Below are 19,150 nucleotides of genomic sequence, written 5' to 3' on the forward strand. Positions count from 1 at the left end.
ATTATTTTTTATTTTGCTAAATTATTAATTCTATCTATTTTTAAAAAAAATAGCGTGATGAGTAAACCAAAAATTGCAATTAATGGATTAGGAAGAATAGGCAGATTAGTATTCCAAATTTTGTTTGATAGAAATAATGTAGATATTGTAGCTATAAATGATATTGCACCTAATGATGCTTTAGTGTATCTACTAAAGTACGATACAGCTCAAGGACGTTGGGAAAAAGACATCAAAGAAATTGAGGACAAATTTTATATCGATGATAAAATAATTAACTCAACATCAGTTGGAGAAATTAGTAGTTTGCCATGGAAAGAATATGGTGTTGATGTGGTTATAGAATGTAGCGGAAGATATAGAAATAGAACACAATTAGAAGAACATATTAAATCTGGTGCTAAAAAAGTAGTGATATCTGCTCCTGCTGATAGTACAGTAAAAACTATTGTTTTAGGTATTAATGATAATGATATACTACCAGAAGACAATGTTATTTCTAATGCATCATGTACTACAAACTGTTTGGCACCAATGGCAAAAGTATTACACGAAAATTTTGGAATTGTAAATGGCATTATGAATACGGTGCATGCTTACACAGGCGACCAAAAACTACACGATACAATTCATCCTACTGATTTTAGAAGAGCAAGAGCAGCAGCACAAAATATAGTGCCAACAACATCTAATGCGAATAAAGCACTAGAATGGGTAATGCCAGAATTGAAAGGAAAAATTATTGGTGGTGCAATGCGCGTTCCAGTCATTGTTGGTTCAAATACTGAACTTTATTGTACATTAGAAAAAGACATAAGCATTGAAGAAATAAATCTCGCGTTTAAACAAGCGACAAGCACAAACTTGGCTGGCATATTGCAATATACTGAAGATCCAATTGTCTCAAGTGATATTATTCACAATCCATATTCTTGTATTTTTGATGCTGGACTAACACAAAAAGTTGGCAATATGTATAAGATTGTTGGATGGTATGATAATGAATATGGTTATGCTAATAGATTAGCAGAAATGGTTGAAAAAGTAGCAAAGCAATAAATTTATAGTTCTACAGATTTTAATACACTACTAAAGTGCAATACTTTGTCTTGGTATCTTTTATATATTTGTTGGAATAATTCATTTTTGTAACCAAGTACATATTGGTTGCAAGCTGTGACATCTGTGAAGTTAATTTGCAAACAATAAGTATTGCCATCAGATGCATCTACATTTAGAAGTTCTAAAAAGTGTACACCTATCACATCATCAAAAGCATATATTTTTGGTTTTATTTCTTCATGAATAAAATATATAAAATCATTCGTTAAGCTTAATTCAACTTTAAAAGTAGTGTTGTATAAATACATACTGACAAAATTAAAAAATATCTATACTTTTGAGCATGCATATTGGAATAAATGCAAGATTTTTATTAAACCAAAATTTAGAAGGTATTGGTGTATTCACACATCAAATATGCAAAAGACTAGCTTCGTTAATGCCCAATCATGCTTTTTATTTTTATTTTGATAGAAAATATGATAATAAATTTATTTATGCAAATAATGTCATTCCAAGAATAGTATATCCATCTGCAAGGCATCCAATATTGTGGAAGATTTGGTTTGATTATACCTTACCCAAACAACTTAAAAAAGATAAGATTGATTTATTCATTTCCTTTGATGGTTATTGTTCTTTAAATACTGATTTGCCTCAAATTGTTTGTGTACATGATATTGCATTTGAACATAACAAAACATGGACACCAAAGTTGCACTATCAATATATGCATCACTACACACCATTGTTTTTAGAAAAAGCAGATAGAATAATTACTGTATCCGAATTTTCTAAGCAAGATATCATTAGATGCTTTAATGTTGATGAAAATAAAATTGAAGTAATTTACAATGCTAGCTCAATTGTTGAAGATAGTAATGTACAAAGTGACAGAAAAATAGAATCGCCATATTTTTTATTTATTGGTGCAGTGCATCCACGAAAAAATGTGTTGAACTTGATTAAAGCATTTGAGCTATTTAAACAAAAAAACAAGAATGATATTAAGTTAGCTATTGTTGGTAGAAATGCTTGGTTTAATCAGTCTTTGCATCATTACATCAAAGAATCTGCAATAAAAGATGACATTATTTGGTATGAAAAAATTGATGAGCAAACAAAAATACAATTATTACAAGATGCTTATTGTCTAACATTTCTAAGTCATTTTGAAGGTTTTGGAATACCATTGGTAGAAGCCATGCAATTTGGATTGCCAATTATTTGTAGTGATAACAGTGCCTTGCCTGAGATAGCGAAAGATGCTGCCATTTATGCACCATCCAATGATGTTGAAGCAATATCAAAACAAATGGAGAGAATTGTAGATGATAAGATTTTGTATAATAATTTAAAATCAAACGCCAAAAAAAGATTTGTAGATTTTAATTGGGATAAAAGTGCAATGCAGTTTTGTCATTTAATTAAAAATTATATATAAATTATTCTGTAATTTCTTTTTTCTGATGTTCAGCAGGTGCATTTAGTACATTCATTCTCGCATAATTATTATTAGAAAAAATAGTTTGATAATAAGACCAACCAGCAGTTCCTGCTCTATTGTCTGGAATATAATAATCTGTAGAAATTATTTGTGCACCACTATTAAATGCATTATCTCTGCCAGTTGTTGTATTGTTGCGTGCTGCATTGGTATTTTCTTCGCTACGTGTACGTACAATGGCACCACTATTTACTGCACTTGCAATCTCACTGAGCTTTTCACTTTTATCAACTTGTACAAAAGCACCATTGTTGCTATTTTTTGCAGCAAATTGAAACATCATTCTGCCTTCAAGGTTTGGATGATTTTTTGTGTAATTGCTATTACTATAAAAAACAATCATAATTTTCCCACGCATATCTTTTATCATTGGCCAACCTTCATTTTGTATGGCTGTTATTAAATTTGGATATGATTTTCTCAAATCATCTGGTTTGAATAATTGATTATCATTACCAAAAATATCTTTTATTTCTTGGTCAACAGCATTTACAGCAGCTTCATCAAAAGGAAGTGCTTTGGTAAAGACTGGAATAATATTGCCTACTGAAGTTTCTTTATCTTCAAGTAAAATAATAATAGGTAGGTGAGTTGGATTTTGTAGACTCCAATTTTTTATATCTTTTAATGCGTCTTTGAATGTAAAATAATGGGTATTGTAATCTACATCTGGAATATGTATGATTTTCATGCCTGGCTGCCTTAATGCATCAACTCCAGAAGCTATATTTTTGCCTACCAAAACATTGCCCAATCTATTATAGAATCTTCCACCTTGTGGATCATTAAAGATATCCAACTCAAAATTACGCAGTCCTAAATTTAATTGGTCAATAATTGGCATATGTGTGTAATCCCAATCTTTTGGATTTAAGTCATTTGGCAGAAAAGAAAGAAATGTATTGACAAAATTAAAAATAGGTAATGTGGTCAAAAATGGAGCTTTTTTTAGATATAAATTAGTTTTAATTTTATATATCTATTTGAAGAGGAAGTAGGCTCTGCTGGAGAGCAACCTACCAGCAATAAGATAGATGTTTATACGATAGATGACAGTCAGTAATGGCTGTCATTTTTCTTATATCGGCAAAACATTATGGCTAAGAAAACTCATTACGGATTATTTTTAAGATGTAAATACCATTTTATAAAATTCTTCTTTGCTTCAAATCTTAAACCTCTGTGCAACGTTAGTTTTTCTTTTAGATGTGTAAAATAATTTTCTAATCTATTGGTTGTATAAGGTATTTCTGCATCATCTAAATAAGAGAACATATCTGGTATAGCATTGATAATTAGACTACAAGCGATTTAACTTTGTGTATACCAATATCTTTTGTGTCTTCTTTATATGATTGTTCGTTAATAAAAAGCATGCTTTTATCATACCATATTTTAAACTCGACTAACCAATAAGCACTCTGTTCTATTGATTTAATAGATGTGATTTTGTTAGATAATTGAAGTAACTCTTGTGCTTGTATTGTTTTGGGTTGAGCGCTTAAATAATTACGTGTTTGACGTTTTATATGTACTAAGCAACGTTGTATAACAGCATTAGGAAAACCTTTCTAATTGCTTTTAATATTGCTTTATGACCATCACATTTAATACTATAAACATCGACACCTAACTTCTTCAAATTTTCTAAATCCTCCTTAATTTCTTTATATTTTTCTTGATTGGTTTCTCTATATAATTGAACATATCTCATGTCATGATCGTAATACAATATCAAACACAACCCATTGCTAAAATAACTACCATCTATAAGTAAATGTACTTTAGATTTACTACGGATAGCTACTGTCGGTGCTGATTTTAGATACTTATTAAACAGTCGCTGAATACTACTTTGAGACATACCACTATCTCTAATCAGATACTTATAAACCTGTCTTTCTATTATCCATTTCTTAAACCATATAAACTGATTATTGAGTGTTACACCATTATTTTTAATTGTAAAATAGGCACAACAATTGGAACATTGATAGCGCTGTTTACCATTTCTTATTCCCTTTTTATGGAAGTTATTAGAGCCACAAACTTGGCATTTTTTTAGATTTTTCATTATCTAAGATAATATCATTGAAAACAGTTTCAATGATATTGCTCATAACAACCGTGGTTATTGACTTAAAAGATAGTTTTTTGCTCCATTTCTGACCACATTGTCTAAAAATATCTGGATCTGTTTTTATTCTATAACTATTGTGAGAACCAATGCATTGTATTTGATTCATACGAAAGGTATCTAAAACAGCATCAATTGGCTTTTGTGCTTTTTGTATACGAGCATTTGTGCTTTCCTTTCTACAAGCAACAAATATTAAAATTGATAATAGGGTAATGTATGTAAATTTGTTCATAATAAATCATTAACTAAATATAATGATTTATTTTACAAAAGTTATCTTTTGATAATTTTATTTTGGAATACTTACAAAATAAGTTCTTTTTTCCTTGTTTATGAGTTTTGGCTCACGAATCCATGGATTTAGTTTTCTTATCATTTTGTAAGATGTGTTGTTGTTTTTAGCAAAATTGTACCAATCTTCACTGCCATTTACTTCAATTTCTTTTGTTGCAAGTACTGGATACAAATCATCTTTATCTAAATAAAAACCATAATTATTTTGATTTTCATAAATTGTTTTCAACGCAATAATTCTAGATAAGTATCTGCTGGTTTCTGAGTTTAGATATAAATCATAGTAATTGCTACTGCCTTGTTTGTTAATTTGGTTTTGTATACCAACAATGCCCATATTGTAGCCAGCAGCAGCAGCAGCCCAAGAACCAGTTGTATTTTTTGCCTCTAGCAAATATTTGCATGCTGCAAGCGTTGCTTTTTCTAAATTATATCTTTCATCAATTTCTGTACTAATGAATAAACCATAGCTTGGTGCTGTGCCACGCATAAATTGCCAAAAACCAGATGCACCTGAAGGCGAAACTACATTGTCTAAGCCACTTTCTGCCATGCACAAATATTTAAAATCATCTGGAATATTATTTTCTGCTAATATTTTTTCAATAGTTGGGAAAAAACGATTTGCTTTTTTTATTAAAAAAATCGTTGATGAATGTAAATTACAATTTACAACTAATTCTCTATCTAGTCTTTCTCTAACTTCCCAATCATTGAGTGGCACTTGCTCGCCAGCAAATGAAATACTTGATGGTAGTTTTGGTGCTTGTATATGTAATGATTCTATGCCTGTTGTGAGTTCTTTGTTTGAACCTAAATTAAAATACTTGAAAATTTTAGTTGATGCATTATTGCTACTCATTAAAATAGTAGCTAATAGTAGTGTTGTGCTTGCAATTATTATTTTGTTTTTCTTCATATTATTTCTTTTTATAAATAGGTACAGTTGAGCATGGTTCACCAAAAAATAAGCTTTTTACTTTTGGTATCAATAGTTTAGAAATTTCGACAAAAGCTGCATCTAAGTTTTTCTTATTACTACAACCTTTTATTACTACACGTTGGTCTATATAAATTGTAGTGTCTAATTGTTTAATATTTTCTAAGTACAAATCTTGTTCCACTTTTTCTTTATTTCCAAAATATATTTTTGGTGTATATGGTACAAGATATTGTGTGATTAGCATAAATGACCATTGTGGCAAAATGGCATCTGATGAACAAAATATTGTAACGATTTTGTTTTGATATTGAGACCAATCAATAGTTTTTAGTGCTTGTCTAAATTCTATTTCTTTTAGTATTAATTCTTTGAATAGATACTGTTTGATGTCAAATTCAGCAATCTCTTCTTTTGGATAAAATTGTTCCAAATCAAGTGTAATGATGCCACTTTCTGCAACTTTGTTGATGATTTCCATGTAAAGAAAAGATTTGTTACAATATAGTTTATAATTACTATATGCAATTCTTAAAAAACCTAAATAGTAAGATTAAAAGTAACTATATCTTTTATCGCTGATGTTTGCTTTATCAATGATAGATTCAATAATTTCTTGATAATTAATTCTTGAACCTGCCATTTGTTGCATTTGTTTTTGGTATGCACCAAGTTCTTCTACTTTTAAGTTTGGAGATTCTTTTTGTATAGTTGATGGTTGTACTAAATACACACCTTCATTTCCTTTAATTACTTTTGATACTGAATTTTCTTTAGTACCAAACACTGCACCAGCAAGCTTTGGCTCGCTTCCAAATTTTGTATATCCTGATGTGAATGTAACTCTGATTGAATCATCTATTGTTGCGTCTTTTAAGCTAGATGCAATACTTGCTAAGTTTGTTTTTCCTGCTTTAGCTTTTTCTAATTGTTTTGCTAATTCTTCTGCTTTTTTCTCTTTGATTAAGATTAAAGATACTTCTGCTCTTACATCATCAACTTGTGCTAAACCTTTTTCTGAGATTTTATTCAATTTTACTACTGCAAATTTTTCTGATAAATCGAAGAACTTAATCTCATTGATTTTATCTGTTTCAAATGCCCATCTTACAACTTCTCTTGCTGCACCTACATTTTGTATGTTATTTGCATTTGATGTAACAATGATGTTTTTAAATGCTTTTTCTGTTTTTAATGCTTTGTTGAATTTGTCTACTGTATTGTTGTTTTGGAAGAATGCAGTAGCATCAGCATAAACATCTTTATCCGTGTTTTTGCTTGGTCTGATTGGCTCAATAATATCTGCAAATTTTGTAAGTACTTGCGGATTTCTTGTGTCTAATAATAAGATAATGTGTAGACCAAATTGTGATTCAACTTTTGCAATTTGTCCTGGCGCCATTCCTTTAAAGAATACTTCATCATTAAATTCTTTAACCATTGTATTTTTTGTAAAATAGCCTAAATCACCACCTTTAATTTTTGAATTATCATCTATTGAGTTTTGGTTTGCTAAGTCACCAAATCTAGCTTTTCCAGAAGAAGCTAATGCTATTAAGCTATCTGCTTTTTTATTTGCAGCTGCTATTTCAGCATCTGTTCTGTTGCCTAATGATAATAAGATATGAGCTGCACGTACACTATCTGGTGCTACTTTTCTGTCAATTATTTTTGTAAAAACATAGCTACCATTTGTAACATAGATATCAGTAAGTGTACCAACTGGTAATGTAAATAAATTTTCTACATCTCTTCCTGTATTTGCTAAATCTTTTTTAGAGAAGAATGTAATTTGCTCACCTTGGATAGAATTTCTTTCTAAGAAAGCTGTATCTTTTGATTTGTCTGTGATTGTAAGATATTCAGCTCTTAGTTTTTCTAATTTAGATTTTCTTTCTAATGAATCTTCAGCAGTTGGAATAATGTCAAATACTACGATATCTAAAGTTCTGCTTGCTTCTTGATTGAATTTAGCTGGATTGTCGTTGATATATTTAGTAATATCTGCATCAGAAATTTTGTATTTGTCATCAGCTAAGCTAGTAAAAGGTATTGATAAAACACTAGTTACTGCTTCTCTTGAAGAATTAACTACTTCTTTTGTAAAGAAAGCAGGCATGTAATATGATTTAGAGATTAAATCAGTATATTTTGTTTTTATTGTTTCTTCTTTTATTAATTTTTCAATTTGCTCAATTGTAGCTCTTAGATTATTTTCACCTTTTGGGTCATTTTTATCTATGTTTTTAATAAAATCTCTAGCTTTTGTTTCATCAATTTGTCCTGTTTGTGCATTGATTGCACCAACTTGTTGCCAAAAATTTCTTGCTAATGGATGTGCATTTTGTCCCCACATTAATTCACCAACTTCTTTAGTTGTAATTCCAATGCCTAGTTGTTTTAAGTGCTTGTCTAACAATGCTTCTTTTGCAACATTATTCCATACTTCATCATTGATTTGGGCACGAAGCTCATCATTCAATTGGATATTTGGATTGATAAGTTTTAATCCTTCTTCATATTCTGTAATTTTTTCAGAAAATTCTGATGCAGAAACATTGTTTCCATCTATTTTACCAACGCTATCTTTTTTGCCACCAGAAAATATATTTGACGGTGTTTCTAAAGCTGATTGTATAATAAAAATAAATAATGCTATTGCAAGGAATGAAAATAACATCCATGAACGTTGTCTGATTTTGCCTATAACTGCCATTCTATTGTTTTTTAAAGAGTTGCAAAAATAATAGAAATTTGGGAATTTTAATAATAAGTATGTGTAAAAATTATATTTTCCTATACAAAAATATTTTTATGAAACTTATTCAAGCTGTTAAAAATCAATAGGATATGGATTTTGTGTAAAAATAAAATACTTAATAGCATACATTCTGTAAAATGTGTACAGTATCTGATGTGTGAACTACTGTCGTTTGTAAAATCTTACCAATCTTTGGCAACTTTGGTTTTTTTGCCATTGCCTTGCTGTTGTTGCAGTTTTTGTTGTGTTTTGCCTTCTTCATTTTCCAAGGCTTCCAGCAGACGTTGTGCCTCTTCGTTGCTCATTTTTCCTTGTTGCTCTTGTTCTTTTTGTTGCTGAGCTTTATTTTTGTCTTGAGCTGATTGCTGATTTTGTTGCTGATTCTGCTTGTTTTCTTGTTGTTTTTTCTGGTCTTGCTTTTGTTGTTGCTGTTGGTCGTCTTTCAGTTTTGCCATTGCCATCATCAAATTATATTTGGTGTCTTTGTCAGATGGATTTATTTTTAGTGCTTCTTTGTAGGCTTGTACACTTTTTTCAAACTGAGATTGTTTGTAGAATGTATTACCAAGATTGTGATATGCTTTTGATTTTACATCTAAGTTTTTAGTTTGTTTGCTTATTGCATCAAAATAAGATGCAGCTTTTTCATATTCGCCTAGTTGGTACATTGCATTTGCTTGGTTGAAAATTGCTTTCTCATTATTTGGCTCTTTGCTCAATGCTGCTGTGTACTTATCTGTTGCTTGGTTGTATTTTTGTTGGTCATAAGATTTATTGCCACTTCTTATTAATGAATTGGTACTTTGTGCAGCTGAGTCTTTAGGTCTTAAAAAAATTACTAATAATATTCCAATTTTAATGATAGTCTTTAATACAAAAACTACGATTAAAAGTGTTTTATTCTTTTTGGCAAATGTTCTTATTTTGTCAAAATACTTCCTCATCTTTTTTTGTATGGTATAAATATATTAATAAAAAGTACCAATAAACCTAAAACCAAAAAATATTGATATTGTTCAACGAAATTAGTAAATACTTTATCATTAATGGTTTTAGTTTCTATTTTGGCAATATCTTTTGATAAAAGTTTAGCCACCAATTTTGAGTTGTCTAAATTGTAATAATTTCCATTTCCAGCTTTTGCCAAAGCTTGCAAAATATCTTCGTTTAGTTTAGTTACAATATCATTGCCTTCTGCATCTTTTTTGTATGTAACAGTATTTTGCTGATTGGAAATTGGGATTTTTGCACCAGTTTTAGTTCCTGCGCCAATTGTGAAAATTCTCACACCATCAGTAGCTAAGTTTTGCGCAGCATCTATTGCATCTTCTTGATGGTCTTCTCCATCTGTGATTAAAATAATTGCTTTGTATTTTCTTTGTTTTTCATCAAACAATGCAGCAGATTGGTTGAATGCCTCAGCTATTGCTGTACCTTGTGTAGGTACGCTATTTGTATTTAACGATTTTAAATACAACAACATAGATGAGTAATCAACTGTCAATGGCATTTGTGTGTATGCAGCACCAGCAAATATGACAAGTCCAACTCTGTCTCCATCTAAATTTTTTAATAATTCTTGAATTAGTAATTTTGATTTTTGTAGACGATTGGGCGCAATATCTTGAGCTAACATACTTCTTGATAAATCCAATGCAATAACTATATCAATACCTTTGCGTTTTATTTTTTCTTCTTTTGTGCCTAATTGAGGTTGCGCCAATGCTAGAATAAAACATAATAATGTAATTAGATATAATGCAAATTTTAGGTGTGTACGTTGCACACTTCTTTCTGGCAACAACGTATTTATTATTCTTTTATCTGCTAAGTTTTTTAGTAGTTTTTCTTTTTTGGAATGCCAATAGAAATATATTGCAAAGCTTATTGGAATTAAGCAAAGTAGATATAGAAATTTTATTTGGGCAAACTGTAGCATTAATTTACAATGGTTTTTAGATAAGTGTTTCTCAATATAAATTCAAGTGCTAGGCAAAACAATGCTATGAATAAAAAGAAATGAAATCTTTCTGCTTTCATATTGTAGTTGGCAATTTTTATTTTAGATTTTTCTAATTTATTAATTGCATCATATACATCTCTAAGTTTGTTGTTGTTTGTTGCTCTATAATATACACCACCAGTTTGCTGTGCTATTTTTTTGAGCAATACTTCATCTATTTCCACAGGAAAATTTTGATAGAAAGTATTTCCTTTTTGGTCTTTTACTGGATATGGAGCAGTACCATTTTTGCCAACGCCAATTGTATATACTCTAATGCCATAACTTTGTGCAATTTTTATGGCACTTTCTGGATCTATGTAACCCATGTTGTTGATGCCATCAGTCATTAAAATAATAACTTTTGATTTTGATTGACTATCTTTTAGTCGTGCAACTGCTGTAGCTAAGCCCATGCCTATTGCTGTGCCATCTTCTACCATGCCACTTTTTATATTTTTAAATAAATTGAGCAATATTTGATGGTCAATCGTTATTGGACATTGCGTAAAACTTTCTCCTGAGAATACAACCAAACCTATTCTGTCATTTTTTCTTTCTTGAATAAATTGCATAGAGATTTTTTTGGCTGCTTCCAATCTATCAGGCTTAAAATCTCTCGCAAGCATACTTCCTGATATGTCTAATGACAATACAATATCAATACCTTCAGAATTTATTTCTTTGTCTGATAAGCTACTTTGTGGTCTTGCTAAAGCAATAATGGCAAATATTACAGACAATATTTTTAGAATTGGTAAAAAATAATTGAGTTTAGTTTTTAATGATTGTTGATGGAATAATTTTGCATCAATATTGGGTACATAAAAACTTGCAAAATGGTTCTTTTTTCTAAAGAAATACCAATATATCATAAATGGAACAAGCAACAGTAAAATAAAATACTGTGGTTGCGCAAATTGATATGTTAGTAAATTACCCATTTTAATCTTGTTGTTATTTTGGTTTCTCTGTTTGTTCTTTTTCTAATGGTTTGGTTTGATTGATAAAATCTTGGATAATATGTATTGCATTCTCATTGTCATTTAAGTCAGGTTGTGCTTTTGCAAATTTTACAAAATCACTCATTGATAAAAATTGGTGTAATGGTTCTTTTAGTTTTTGTTTAACTACACCTTTGTGCAATGATGTCATTATTTCTTCGGTTGTTTGTTCCATTGCAGGAAGTTTAAACCTAAGTTCTATGTAACTTCTAAGCACATCTGATAGTTGCGAATAATACAATTTTACATTACCATTTTGCCAAAGTTTTTGTTGCTTTATCTTATCAAGCTCTTGCAATGCCCAAATATGTGGTGGCAAAATATATTTTAAATCTTTAGGCATTTTATCTCTCTGTATTTTTCTATAAAATAGAAATGCAGCAATAGCAATAATGATGATAGCAAAAAGTAATAATAGGTAAGGTGCAATTTCTTTAAAAGTATATGGAACTTTTAAAGGTGGTTTTATTGCTTTGATATCTTTTGTAGTATCAATAGCTACGCCAGCAACATGAACAAGCACTGCGTCTGTGTAGATTGTGTCTGTTTTGTCTTTTTGTATTACAAGAATTGGAATTGGTTCAAATAATATTTTTCCAGTATCAAAACAAATAAAATTTACTAATTGATGATATCTATAATTTGTACCTTCTTTTATTGTATCAATACTTGATGCATTAACAACTTCAATGTTTGTACTTTTGGTAGAATCTTTTTTATTAAAATCAGGAAAAAATATACGTGTATCTTTTTCAACAGAAACTGTAATATCAATAGGTACCCAATCTCCAATTAAGTAATTTTTCTTTTTAGCAAATGCTGATGCTTGTTGTGCAACAATATTGTTGAAAGTAAAAAGTAATAGTATCAAACTAAAGATTCTAATGCTGTAGTTTTTGGTTTTTTTTAATTGTAGTATGTGTATAGTTTTATTCAAGCGATTTATCTTTTTTTAAAGAAATTCATTAATGCACTAACATATGGTTGATTGCTTTTAAGTATTAGTTTATCTGCGCCAGCTCTTCCAAAACTTTGCTCAAAATATTTTTGTAAATCTTGATAAGATTGTTGGTATGTGGCTGCCCAAGATTTGTCATTACTATCTATCCAAATATGTGTTTGTTTTTCTACATCATAGATTTGAATTAGACCAACATTTGGTATTTGCTCATCTAGTGTGTCATTTATTTTTATTCCAATCACATCATGTTTTTTTGCCAAATGCGATAGTTGTTCAAAATATCCATCATTTAAGAAATCTGAAAGCACAAATACTATTGCCTTTTTCTTCATCTTATTATTAAATCCTTCTAATGTATTTGCAATGTCTGTGGTTTTGTTTTCAGAAGAATATTGCAATAATTCTCTAATAATTCTTAGTATTTGTTGCTTGCCTTTTTTTGGTGGAAGAAATAATTCTGTTTTATTGGTGAAGAATGCTAATCCAACCTTATCATTGTTATTGATAGCCGAAAATGCGATAATGGCACACAATTCAGCAATCATCTCTCTTTTTGTTTGATTGAGTGTGCCTATAAAAGTTGATTGACTTACGTCAACCAAAAGCATTACAGTAAGTTCTCTTTCTTCTTCAAATACTTTCACATATGGTGTTTGGAATCTTGCAGTCACATTCCAATCAATATTTCTAATATCATCACCATATTGATATTCTCTAACTTCTGAAAAAGACATTCCTCTGCCTTTGAATTTACTATGATACTCACCAGAAAAAATATGATTGCTCAAACCTTTTGTTTTGATTTCAATTTTTCTAACTTTCTTTAGTAATTCAGATGTTTCCAAAAAATAGAATTTTTAGTTATTAATTTTATAGATGTTCCTTGTTTTGTTGTTGTAAAACACTGTTAAGGCACTTCTACTTTGTTGATAATTGTTTGTATAATATCTTCTTGGAAAATATTTTCAGCTTCTGCTTCATAGGTAATGCCTATTCTGTGTCTTAGTACATCAGTGCAAATAGCACGAATGTCTTCTGGAATTACATAACCACGTTTTTTTATGAATGCGTATGCTTTTGCAGCCATAGCCATACTTATACTTGCACGTGGCGAAGCACCATAGCTGATAAGATTTTGTAGATTGTCTAATTTATAGTTTGCCGGATTTCTTGTTGCAAAAACAATATCTAAAATATATTTTTCTATTTTTTCGTCCATGTACACAGCACGCACAGTTTCTCTAGCTCTTAGTATTTCTTCTGGTTTTATTACTGGCATTATCTTAGGTGAGCTGCCTTGTACATTTTGTCTAATGATTTGTCTTTCTTCCTCAAATTCTGGATAGCCAATTTTTACTTTTAGCATAAATCTGTCTACTTGTGCTTCAGGCAAATTGTAAGTACCTTCTTGTTCAATTGGATTTTGTGTTGCCATTACTAAAAATGGTTCTTCAAGTTTATATACATGATCGCCAATTGTTACAGATTTTTCTTGCATTGCTTGCAGTAAAGCACTTTGTACTTTTGCTGGTGCTCTATTGATTTCGTCAGCTAAGATGAAGTTTGAAAAAATTGGGCCTTTTCTTACTTCAAAATTTCCTTTTGCTTGGTTGTAAATCATGGTGCCTAAAATGTCTGCTGGCAACAAATCTGGTGTAAATTGTATACGACTAAATTGTGTGCTAATTGCATCAGACAATGATTTTATAGCTAAGGTTTTTGCAAGTCCAGGTACGCCTTCTAGCAAAATATGCCCTTGTGTTAGCAATCCAATCAGTAATCTTTCTATCATATATTTTTGTCCTATGATAGATTTGGATACTTCAGAATTTAGCAAATCAAGGAAAATGCTGTCTTGCTGAATTTTTTCATTTAATGCTTTAATGTCGATAGATTCCATAATATATATTGAGAAACACAAAAATAAAATTGTATGTTGTATATCTGTCTTAGTTTATAGTTAAAAAAAGTTAGCTAATTATGTTATATATATTGAAATAATAAAAAAAGTTGGCTACTAGGAACCAACTTTATTCTAAATATTTACATTGAAAATTAAGCTATTAAGCTATCTAATTTCTTTTTTAGGTCTGATTTTGATGCTAAACCAACATGTTTGTCTACTAACTCACCACCTTTAAAAAATAATAAAGTTGGGATACTCATGATGCCATATTGAGCTGCAACATCTCTGTTGTCATCCACGTTCAATTTTCCTATGGTTGCCTTTCCATCATATTCTGTTGATAATTCTTCGATTACTGGTCCAATTAGTTTACATGGTCCACACCATTCAGCCCAAAAATCTACCAATGCTACACCACTATTTTCTATAATTGATGCGTTAAAGTTCTCGTTTGTTAATTCTTTTGCCATAACTTAGTATTTTATATTTTTAAACAAATTCTATCAAATAAAGTTCCAAAGTTAAGAAATTAGTTAATAATTACTTCTTCAATTATTTTTTCGCCCATTTTGTCATTGATTATCTGACATATTTTCTCTCTTGCCATAAATAACTCTTGTTTTATGACTGCTGAGTCAATTTGTACATATAATTTTCTGTTGCTTAAAACAATTCTTTTGGTGTGTTTGGCTATGATGCCTTGCATTTGTTCGTACCAAATTTTTTTCACTTTTATCTCATTGAGCTTGCTTCCAATTCTCATCTCTTGGATCATGTCATCCAAAATATCTTTCAATGTGCTAAAATTTCCTGTTTTCAATTTGTTATAGTACTATATGTTTGTAATCATTTATTTTCAGTTGCTCTAAGATACTCAATATTCTGTTCGCATCAGTGTAGGTAATAAATATTTGTCCAAAATTATCTTGATAAACCAAGCTTAATAATGATTTTATTCTTTCCATATCTAATTTGTCAAAGATATCATCTAAAAATAGAATTGGTTTTTTTTGTGTTTTTAGCTTAATGTATTCGTATTGTGCAAGTTTTGTTGCAAGCACAATGGTTTTTTGCTGTCCTTGCGAAGCAATTTTTTTAGCAGGATAATCGTTTAGATTGAATGTAATATCATCAGTATGAATGCCATATAATGTTTTCTGAGCATTTATCTCTTCTTGTTTCTTTCCAATTAAAAATGCTTTAATATCTTGATTGATAAACTTTGATTCATATTGTATAAACACATTTTCTTCACCATCAAAAATATTTTTATGGTATTGCTTAAAAATGGTATTAAATTGTTCTAAAAAATGACTTCTATTTTCAAAAATATAAGTATTGAGTGTAATAAGTTGTTGATTATAAATATCTAATAAAGCTTCGTCAATACGTGTTTGCGTTTGTAATAATTTTAATAATGAGTTCTTTTGTTTTATAATTCTTTGGTATTCAGTTGATTTTGTAAGATGTGCTGGATTACTCAAAGAAAGTGTTGCATCTATTAATTTACGTCTTATTTCTGCAGTGCCTAATATTATTTCTTGGTCGTTTGGCTCAATAAAAATAATTGGATACCTACTTGCAATTTCTGTTTGTCTATCAATCTGAATGTCATTTAATGAAATTTGCTTTTTTTGATCTTTTAGATTATTGATTTTAATTCTATCAATTTTTTCATCTATATTAATATATGTATTTAGCTGGATAGCCTGATGTGAAAAATGATAAACCAACAAATCTGATGAGCTAAAATTACTTTTTAAAAAACAAGAATAATAGATGGCATCTAGTAAATTAGTCTTTCCAACACCATTTTTCCCAGTAATGATATTTAGTTTCTGATGCAAGTCAAAAGCACATTGGTGGTACTGTTTGAAATTCTCAATTACTATTTTAGAAATATGTTGTGTGAAGGAGAGCATATTAAATTTGCGACAAAATAATTAAAAATATATTGGATTTAGTAAATAAATTGTACTTTTGCGGTTCTAAAATGTTATAATACAATGTCTACGCAAAAAAGTCATAAAGAACCTACAGAACAAATCAATGATTTTTTGGATAATCTAAATCATTACTTTGAGCAATATAAACATATAATATTAGGAAGTTCAGCTGCAATTGTTATACTATTTGCTGGTGCTTTTATCTATAAAAATTATATTAAAGGACCAAAAGAAGAAAAAGCAAAAGATGCTATCTATATGGCACAATACTTATTTGCACAAGATTCTTTTGCATTAGCACTAAAAGGTTCTGGCAATGTAAAAGGTTTTGAAAGCATAGTAAAAGATTTTGGTGGCACAGCTGCAGGAAATTCAGCAAGATTTTATGCAGGCGTTTGTAATTTAAATTTAGGAAAATTTGCAGAAGCTGAGAAATATCTTGAAGATTTTAAAACAGATGATCCAATATTAAGCGCAAGAAAATATGGTTGCTTAGGTGATGCTTATGCAGAGCAAAAACAAATGGAAAAAGCAATTGACAATTATAAAAAAGCAATTGAAATTGATAATGAATTAACAGCACCTACATATATGTATCGTGCAGCATTAGCATTAGATATTACAGGAAAAAAAGACGAAGCACTTGCTTTGTACCAAAAATTGAATAAAGATTATCCAAATTCTCAAGAAGGACAAGCAGCTGAATTAGCTATTGGAAAATTAGAGCAAGAAGTAAAATAATCTTAATAGTAGTATTAAATAGTGTTTAATGGCATCAGCATTACAAAATTTATCCAACTATGATGTAGAAAAAGTTCCTTCAGGAAAAGGAAAAAAAGTTGGCATTGCTGTGTCTGAGTGGAACAAACAAATTACTTTCAGCTTATTAAAAGCATGTGTAGAAACTTTATTGGAATTTGAAGTTGATATACAAGATATTGATATTCGTTTTGTGCCTGGAACATTTGAGTTGCCTTATGCAGCAAAACAGTTGGCAACAAAAGGACAAGATGCTGTAATATGTATAGGTTGCGTTATCAAAGGAGAAACTGACCATGATGTATATATTAATAGCTCAGTAGCACATGCACTACAACAATTAAATTTGCAATATAATATGCCATTTATTTTTGGCGTACTTACACCAAATACAGAAGTTCAAGCATTAGACAGAGCTGGTGGCAAACATGGAAATAAAGGAACAGAAGCTGCCATCACAGCATTAAAAATGATGAATTAAAATAGGTTTCTTAAGGTAGTATTTCACGAACTGTGTAAGTTGAAAATTTATTCTAAAAATTTTGACCACCTCAAAATGGTCATAATATTTTTAGAAATAATATTTTCAAACCAATAAATTTACATAGTTATGATTGACAAAGAAAAATTATTAAACGACAAGGAATTTTACAAATCCTTTAAGAATGGAACAGAACTAAGTTCATTCTTTAAAACAATGCACAAACGAGCTGTAGAACATATGCTCGAAGCAGAATTAGATGAGCATTTGGATAATGAGAAACATCAAACAAGCACATCTGGAAATTACCGCAACGGTCATGGAACAAAGAAGATAAAAACTTCTTTTGGAGAAGATATTATCAAAGTTCCTAGAGATAGAGAAGGTAGCTTTGATCCAATTCTAGTACCCAAACGGCATAATATCATTGATGGATTAGAAAATATAATTATCTCTTTTTATGCCAAAGGAATGAGTGTTAGTGATATTGAAGAACAAATTAAGGAAATGTATGATTTTGACATTTCAACATCTACCATATCACGTATAACCAATGCTATATCGTCAGAAGTAGTGAATTGGCAAAACCGACCATTGGATAGTTTATATCTTATTGTTTGGATGGATGGTATTGTATTTAAAGTCAGAGAGAACTCCAAAGTAATCAATAAAACCATCTATTTAGCAGTAGGATTGAACCGAGAAGGTAAGAAAGAAGTGCTTGGTATGTGGCTGGGTAAGAGTGAGAGTAGTAGCTTTTGGATGAGTGTATTGACAGACCTAAAAGCTCGTGGTGTAGATGATATCTTAATTACAGCCACAGATAATCTTAATGGATTTACGCAAACTATACGCAGTGTTTTCCCACAGTCACAAACCCAAATATGTGTGGTGCATCAGATTAGAAATGCTTGTAAATATGTTGTTTGGAAAGATAGAAAGGAGTTTACTGCCGATATGAAGCATATTTATACAGCACCCAATAAACAAGCTGCACAGCAAGCACTAAATGATTTTGCCCAGAAATGGGAAAGTAAATATGCCTATGCTATCAAATCATGGAAAGATAACTGGGATGAATTAACTGTATTTTTTGATTTTCCTTTAGAAATCCGTAAAATCATTTATACCACGAATTTAATTGAAAACCTGAATGGGAAAATCAGAAAATATACCAATAATAAGATGTCCTTTCCAACAGATGATGCAGTATTAAAATCTGTATTTTTAGCCCTAAGAGAAGCAACGAAAAAGTGGTCAATGCCAATTCAAAACTGGGGACTTATTTTAAACCAATTTATCATTATATTTGAACACAGAATTAAAATCTAAACTCTTTCAATTTACACACTTTGTGAGATAGTGTCTTTCTTAATTCATAAAAAAT

At 30.0% G+C, this 19,150-nt stretch carries 20 protein-coding genes and 1 pseudogene; 5 read left to right on the forward strand and 16 right to left on the reverse strand.

All coding sequences use genetic code 11. From position 1 onward, the window contains the following. The first annotated feature begins 57 nt into the window (after positions 1–57). Positions 58–1,059: a type I glyceraldehyde-3-phosphate dehydrogenase gene (gap, locus tag IPK18_08515; GenBank protein ID QQR96949.1), complete on the forward strand. Its 1,002-nt coding sequence runs from the start codon at positions 58–60 to the stop codon at positions 1,057–1,059. Positions 1,060–1,061: 2 nt separating this feature from the next. On the opposite strand, the gene IPK18_08520 is transcribed toward gap, so the two are convergent. Then, positions 1,062–1,370 (reverse strand): DUF4286 family protein, encoded by a 309-nt coding sequence (locus IPK18_08520; protein QQR96950.1) that lies wholly within the window; start codon positions 1,368–1,370, stop codon positions 1,062–1,064. Positions 1,371–1,405: 35 nt separating this feature from the next. Here IPK18_08520 and IPK18_08525 point away from each other — a divergent pair, with 35 nt between their 5' ends. Continuing rightward, positions 1,406–2,506 (forward strand): glycosyltransferase family 4 protein, encoded by a 1,101-nt coding sequence (locus IPK18_08525; GenBank protein ID QQR96951.1) that lies wholly within the window; start codon positions 1,406–1,408, stop codon positions 2,504–2,506. A 1-nt stretch (position 2,507) separates the two neighbouring features. Here IPK18_08525 and IPK18_08530 read toward each other — a convergent pair whose 3' ends face one another. From IPK18_08530 to IPK18_08600, 15 genes and pseudogenes are all read right to left on the reverse strand, one after another. Next, positions 2,508–3,503, reverse strand: coding sequence for a hypothetical protein (locus IPK18_08530; protein QQR96952.1), 996 nt, complete (start codon positions 3,501–3,503; stop codon positions 2,508–2,510). 179 nt (positions 3,504–3,682) lie between these two features. Next, positions 3,683–4,646: pseudogene (locus IPK18_08535) on the reverse strand (transposase). Continuing rightward, positions 4,606–4,941, reverse strand: a complete 336-nt coding sequence (locus tag IPK18_08540; protein QQR96953.1) for a hypothetical protein — start codon at positions 4,939–4,941, stop codon at positions 4,606–4,608. Before IPK18_08540 ends, IPK18_08535 begins: the two are co-directional and overlap by 41 nt. A gap of 57 nt (positions 4,942–4,998) precedes the next feature. Next, the gene (locus IPK18_08545; protein ID QQR96954.1) at positions 4,999–5,922 is read right to left on the reverse strand and encodes a lytic transglycosylase domain-containing protein; all 924 of its coding nucleotides are present in this window, start codon (positions 5,920–5,922) and stop codon (positions 4,999–5,001) included. Between the two features lies 1 nt (position 5,923). Next, on the reverse strand, positions 5,924–6,424 hold the full coding sequence (locus IPK18_08550) for a DUF2480 family protein (GenBank protein QQR96955.1): 501 nt from the start codon (positions 6,422–6,424) through the stop codon (positions 5,924–5,926). Between the two features lie 72 nt (positions 6,425–6,496). Next, positions 6,497–8,659, reverse strand: a complete 2,163-nt coding sequence (locus IPK18_08555) for a peptidylprolyl isomerase (protein QQR96956.1) — start codon at positions 8,657–8,659, stop codon at positions 6,497–6,499. 227 nt (positions 8,660–8,886) lie between these two features. Next, positions 8,887–9,648 carry a tetratricopeptide repeat protein gene (locus IPK18_08560; protein ID QQR96957.1) on the reverse strand — a complete coding sequence of 254 codons (762 nt, stop codon included), beginning with the start codon at positions 9,646–9,648 and terminating at the stop codon, positions 8,887–8,889. Continuing rightward, positions 9,645–10,643: a VWA domain-containing protein gene (locus tag IPK18_08565; protein QQR96958.1), complete on the reverse strand. Its 999-nt coding sequence runs from the start codon at positions 10,641–10,643 to the stop codon at positions 9,645–9,647. The genes IPK18_08560 and IPK18_08565 overlap by 4 nt, the downstream gene beginning before the upstream one ends. Next, positions 10,643–11,650, reverse strand: a complete 1,008-nt coding sequence (locus tag IPK18_08570; protein QQR96959.1) for a VWA domain-containing protein — start codon at positions 11,648–11,650, stop codon at positions 10,643–10,645. The genes IPK18_08565 and IPK18_08570 overlap by 1 nt, the downstream gene beginning before the upstream one ends. Before the next feature lie 13 nt (positions 11,651–11,663). Further along, complete coding sequence (locus IPK18_08575) at positions 11,664–12,581, reverse strand: hypothetical protein (GenBank protein QQR96960.1); 918 nt, start codon at positions 12,579–12,581, stop codon at positions 11,664–11,666. 71 nt (positions 12,582–12,652) lie between these two features. Then, positions 12,653–13,516 carry a DUF58 domain-containing protein gene (locus tag IPK18_08580; GenBank protein QQR96961.1) on the reverse strand — a complete coding sequence of 288 codons (864 nt, stop codon included), beginning with the start codon at positions 13,514–13,516 and terminating at the stop codon, positions 12,653–12,655. 62 nt (positions 13,517–13,578) lie between these two features. Then, a complete protein-coding gene (locus IPK18_08585) occupies positions 13,579–14,571 on the reverse strand; it encodes a MoxR family ATPase (GenBank protein ID QQR96962.1) in 993 nt (330 codons plus the stop codon). A 155-nt stretch (positions 14,572–14,726) separates the two neighbouring features. Then, entirely contained in the window at positions 14,727–15,047 is a 321-nt protein-coding gene (gene trxA / locus IPK18_08590) for a thioredoxin (protein QQR96963.1), read from the reverse strand. A gap of 59 nt (positions 15,048–15,106) precedes the next feature. Next, on the reverse strand, positions 15,107–15,397 hold the full coding sequence (locus tag IPK18_08595; protein QQR96964.1) for a DUF721 domain-containing protein: 291 nt from the start codon (positions 15,395–15,397) through the stop codon (positions 15,107–15,109). A 4-nt stretch (positions 15,398–15,401) separates the two neighbouring features. After that, positions 15,402–16,499, reverse strand: a complete 1,098-nt coding sequence (locus IPK18_08600) for a DNA replication/repair protein RecF (GenBank protein QQR96965.1) — start codon at positions 16,497–16,499, stop codon at positions 15,402–15,404. An 84-nt stretch (positions 16,500–16,583) separates the two neighbouring features. Between IPK18_08600 and IPK18_08605 the strand changes: the two genes are divergently transcribed. From IPK18_08605 to IPK18_08615, 3 genes are all read left to right on the forward strand, one after another. After that, positions 16,584–17,264, forward strand: a complete 681-nt coding sequence (locus tag IPK18_08605; protein ID QQR96966.1) for a tetratricopeptide repeat protein — start codon at positions 16,584–16,586, stop codon at positions 17,262–17,264. Between the two features lie 28 nt (positions 17,265–17,292). Then, positions 17,293–17,763: a 6,7-dimethyl-8-ribityllumazine synthase gene (locus IPK18_08610; protein QQR96967.1), complete on the forward strand. Its 471-nt coding sequence runs from the start codon at positions 17,293–17,295 to the stop codon at positions 17,761–17,763. A 129-nt stretch (positions 17,764–17,892) separates the two neighbouring features. Beyond that, positions 17,893–19,095, forward strand: coding sequence for an IS256 family transposase (locus tag IPK18_08615; protein QQR96968.1), 1,203 nt, complete (start codon positions 17,893–17,895; stop codon positions 19,093–19,095). Positions 19,096–19,150 lie beyond the last annotated feature (55 nt).

Source organism: Sphingobacteriales bacterium, from assembly GCA_016699615.1.
In the GTDB taxonomy this organism is placed as follows: Bacteria; Bacteroidota; Bacteroidia; order Chitinophagales; family JADIYW01; genus JADJSS01.

Coding starts and splice junctions, on each gene's coding strand:
- IPK18_08605 (QQR96966.1), top strand. CDS start 16,584: ATGTCTACGCAAAAAAGTCATAAAGAACCTACAGAACAAATCAATGAT.
- IPK18_08520 (QQR96950.1), bottom strand. CDS start 1,370: ATGTATTTATACAACACTACTTTTAAAGTTGAATTAAGCTTAACGAAT.
- IPK18_08565 (QQR96958.1), bottom strand. CDS start 10,643: ATGCTACAGTTTGCCCAAATAAAATTTCTATATCTACTTTGCTTAATT.
- trxA (QQR96963.1), bottom strand. CDS start 15,047: ATGGCAAAAGAATTAACAAACGAGAACTTTAACGCATCAATTATAGAA.
- IPK18_08570 (QQR96959.1), bottom strand. CDS start 11,650: ATGGGTAATTTACTAACATATCAATTTGCGCAACCACAGTATTTTATT.
- IPK18_08550 (QQR96955.1), bottom strand. CDS start 6,424: ATGGAAATCATCAACAAAGTTGCAGAAAGTGGCATCATTACACTTGAT.
- IPK18_08525 (QQR96951.1), top strand. CDS start 1,406: ATGCATATTGGAATAAATGCAAGATTTTTATTAAACCAAAATTTAGAA.
- IPK18_08555 (QQR96956.1), bottom strand. CDS start 8,659: ATGGCAGTTATAGGCAAAATCAGACAACGTTCATGGATGTTATTTTCA.
- IPK18_08545 (QQR96954.1), bottom strand. CDS start 5,922: ATGAAGAAAAACAAAATAATAATTGCAAGCACAACACTACTATTAGCT.
- IPK18_08600 (QQR96965.1), bottom strand. CDS start 16,499: ATGCTCTCCTTCACACAACATATTTCTAAAATAGTAATTGAGAATTTC.
- gap (QQR96949.1), top strand. CDS start 58: ATGAGTAAACCAAAAATTGCAATTAATGGATTAGGAAGAATAGGCAGA.
- IPK18_08560 (QQR96957.1), bottom strand. CDS start 9,648: ATGAGGAAGTATTTTGACAAAATAAGAACATTTGCCAAAAAGAATAAA.
- IPK18_08540 (QQR96953.1), bottom strand. CDS start 4,941: ATGAACAAATTTACATACATTACCCTATTATCAATTTTAATATTTGTT.
- IPK18_08615 (QQR96968.1), top strand. CDS start 17,893: ATGATTGACAAAGAAAAATTATTAAACGACAAGGAATTTTACAAATCC.
- IPK18_08610 (QQR96967.1), top strand. CDS start 17,293: ATGGCATCAGCATTACAAAATTTATCCAACTATGATGTAGAAAAAGTT.
- IPK18_08585 (QQR96962.1), bottom strand. CDS start 14,571: ATGGAATCTATCGACATTAAAGCATTAAATGAAAAAATTCAGCAAGAC.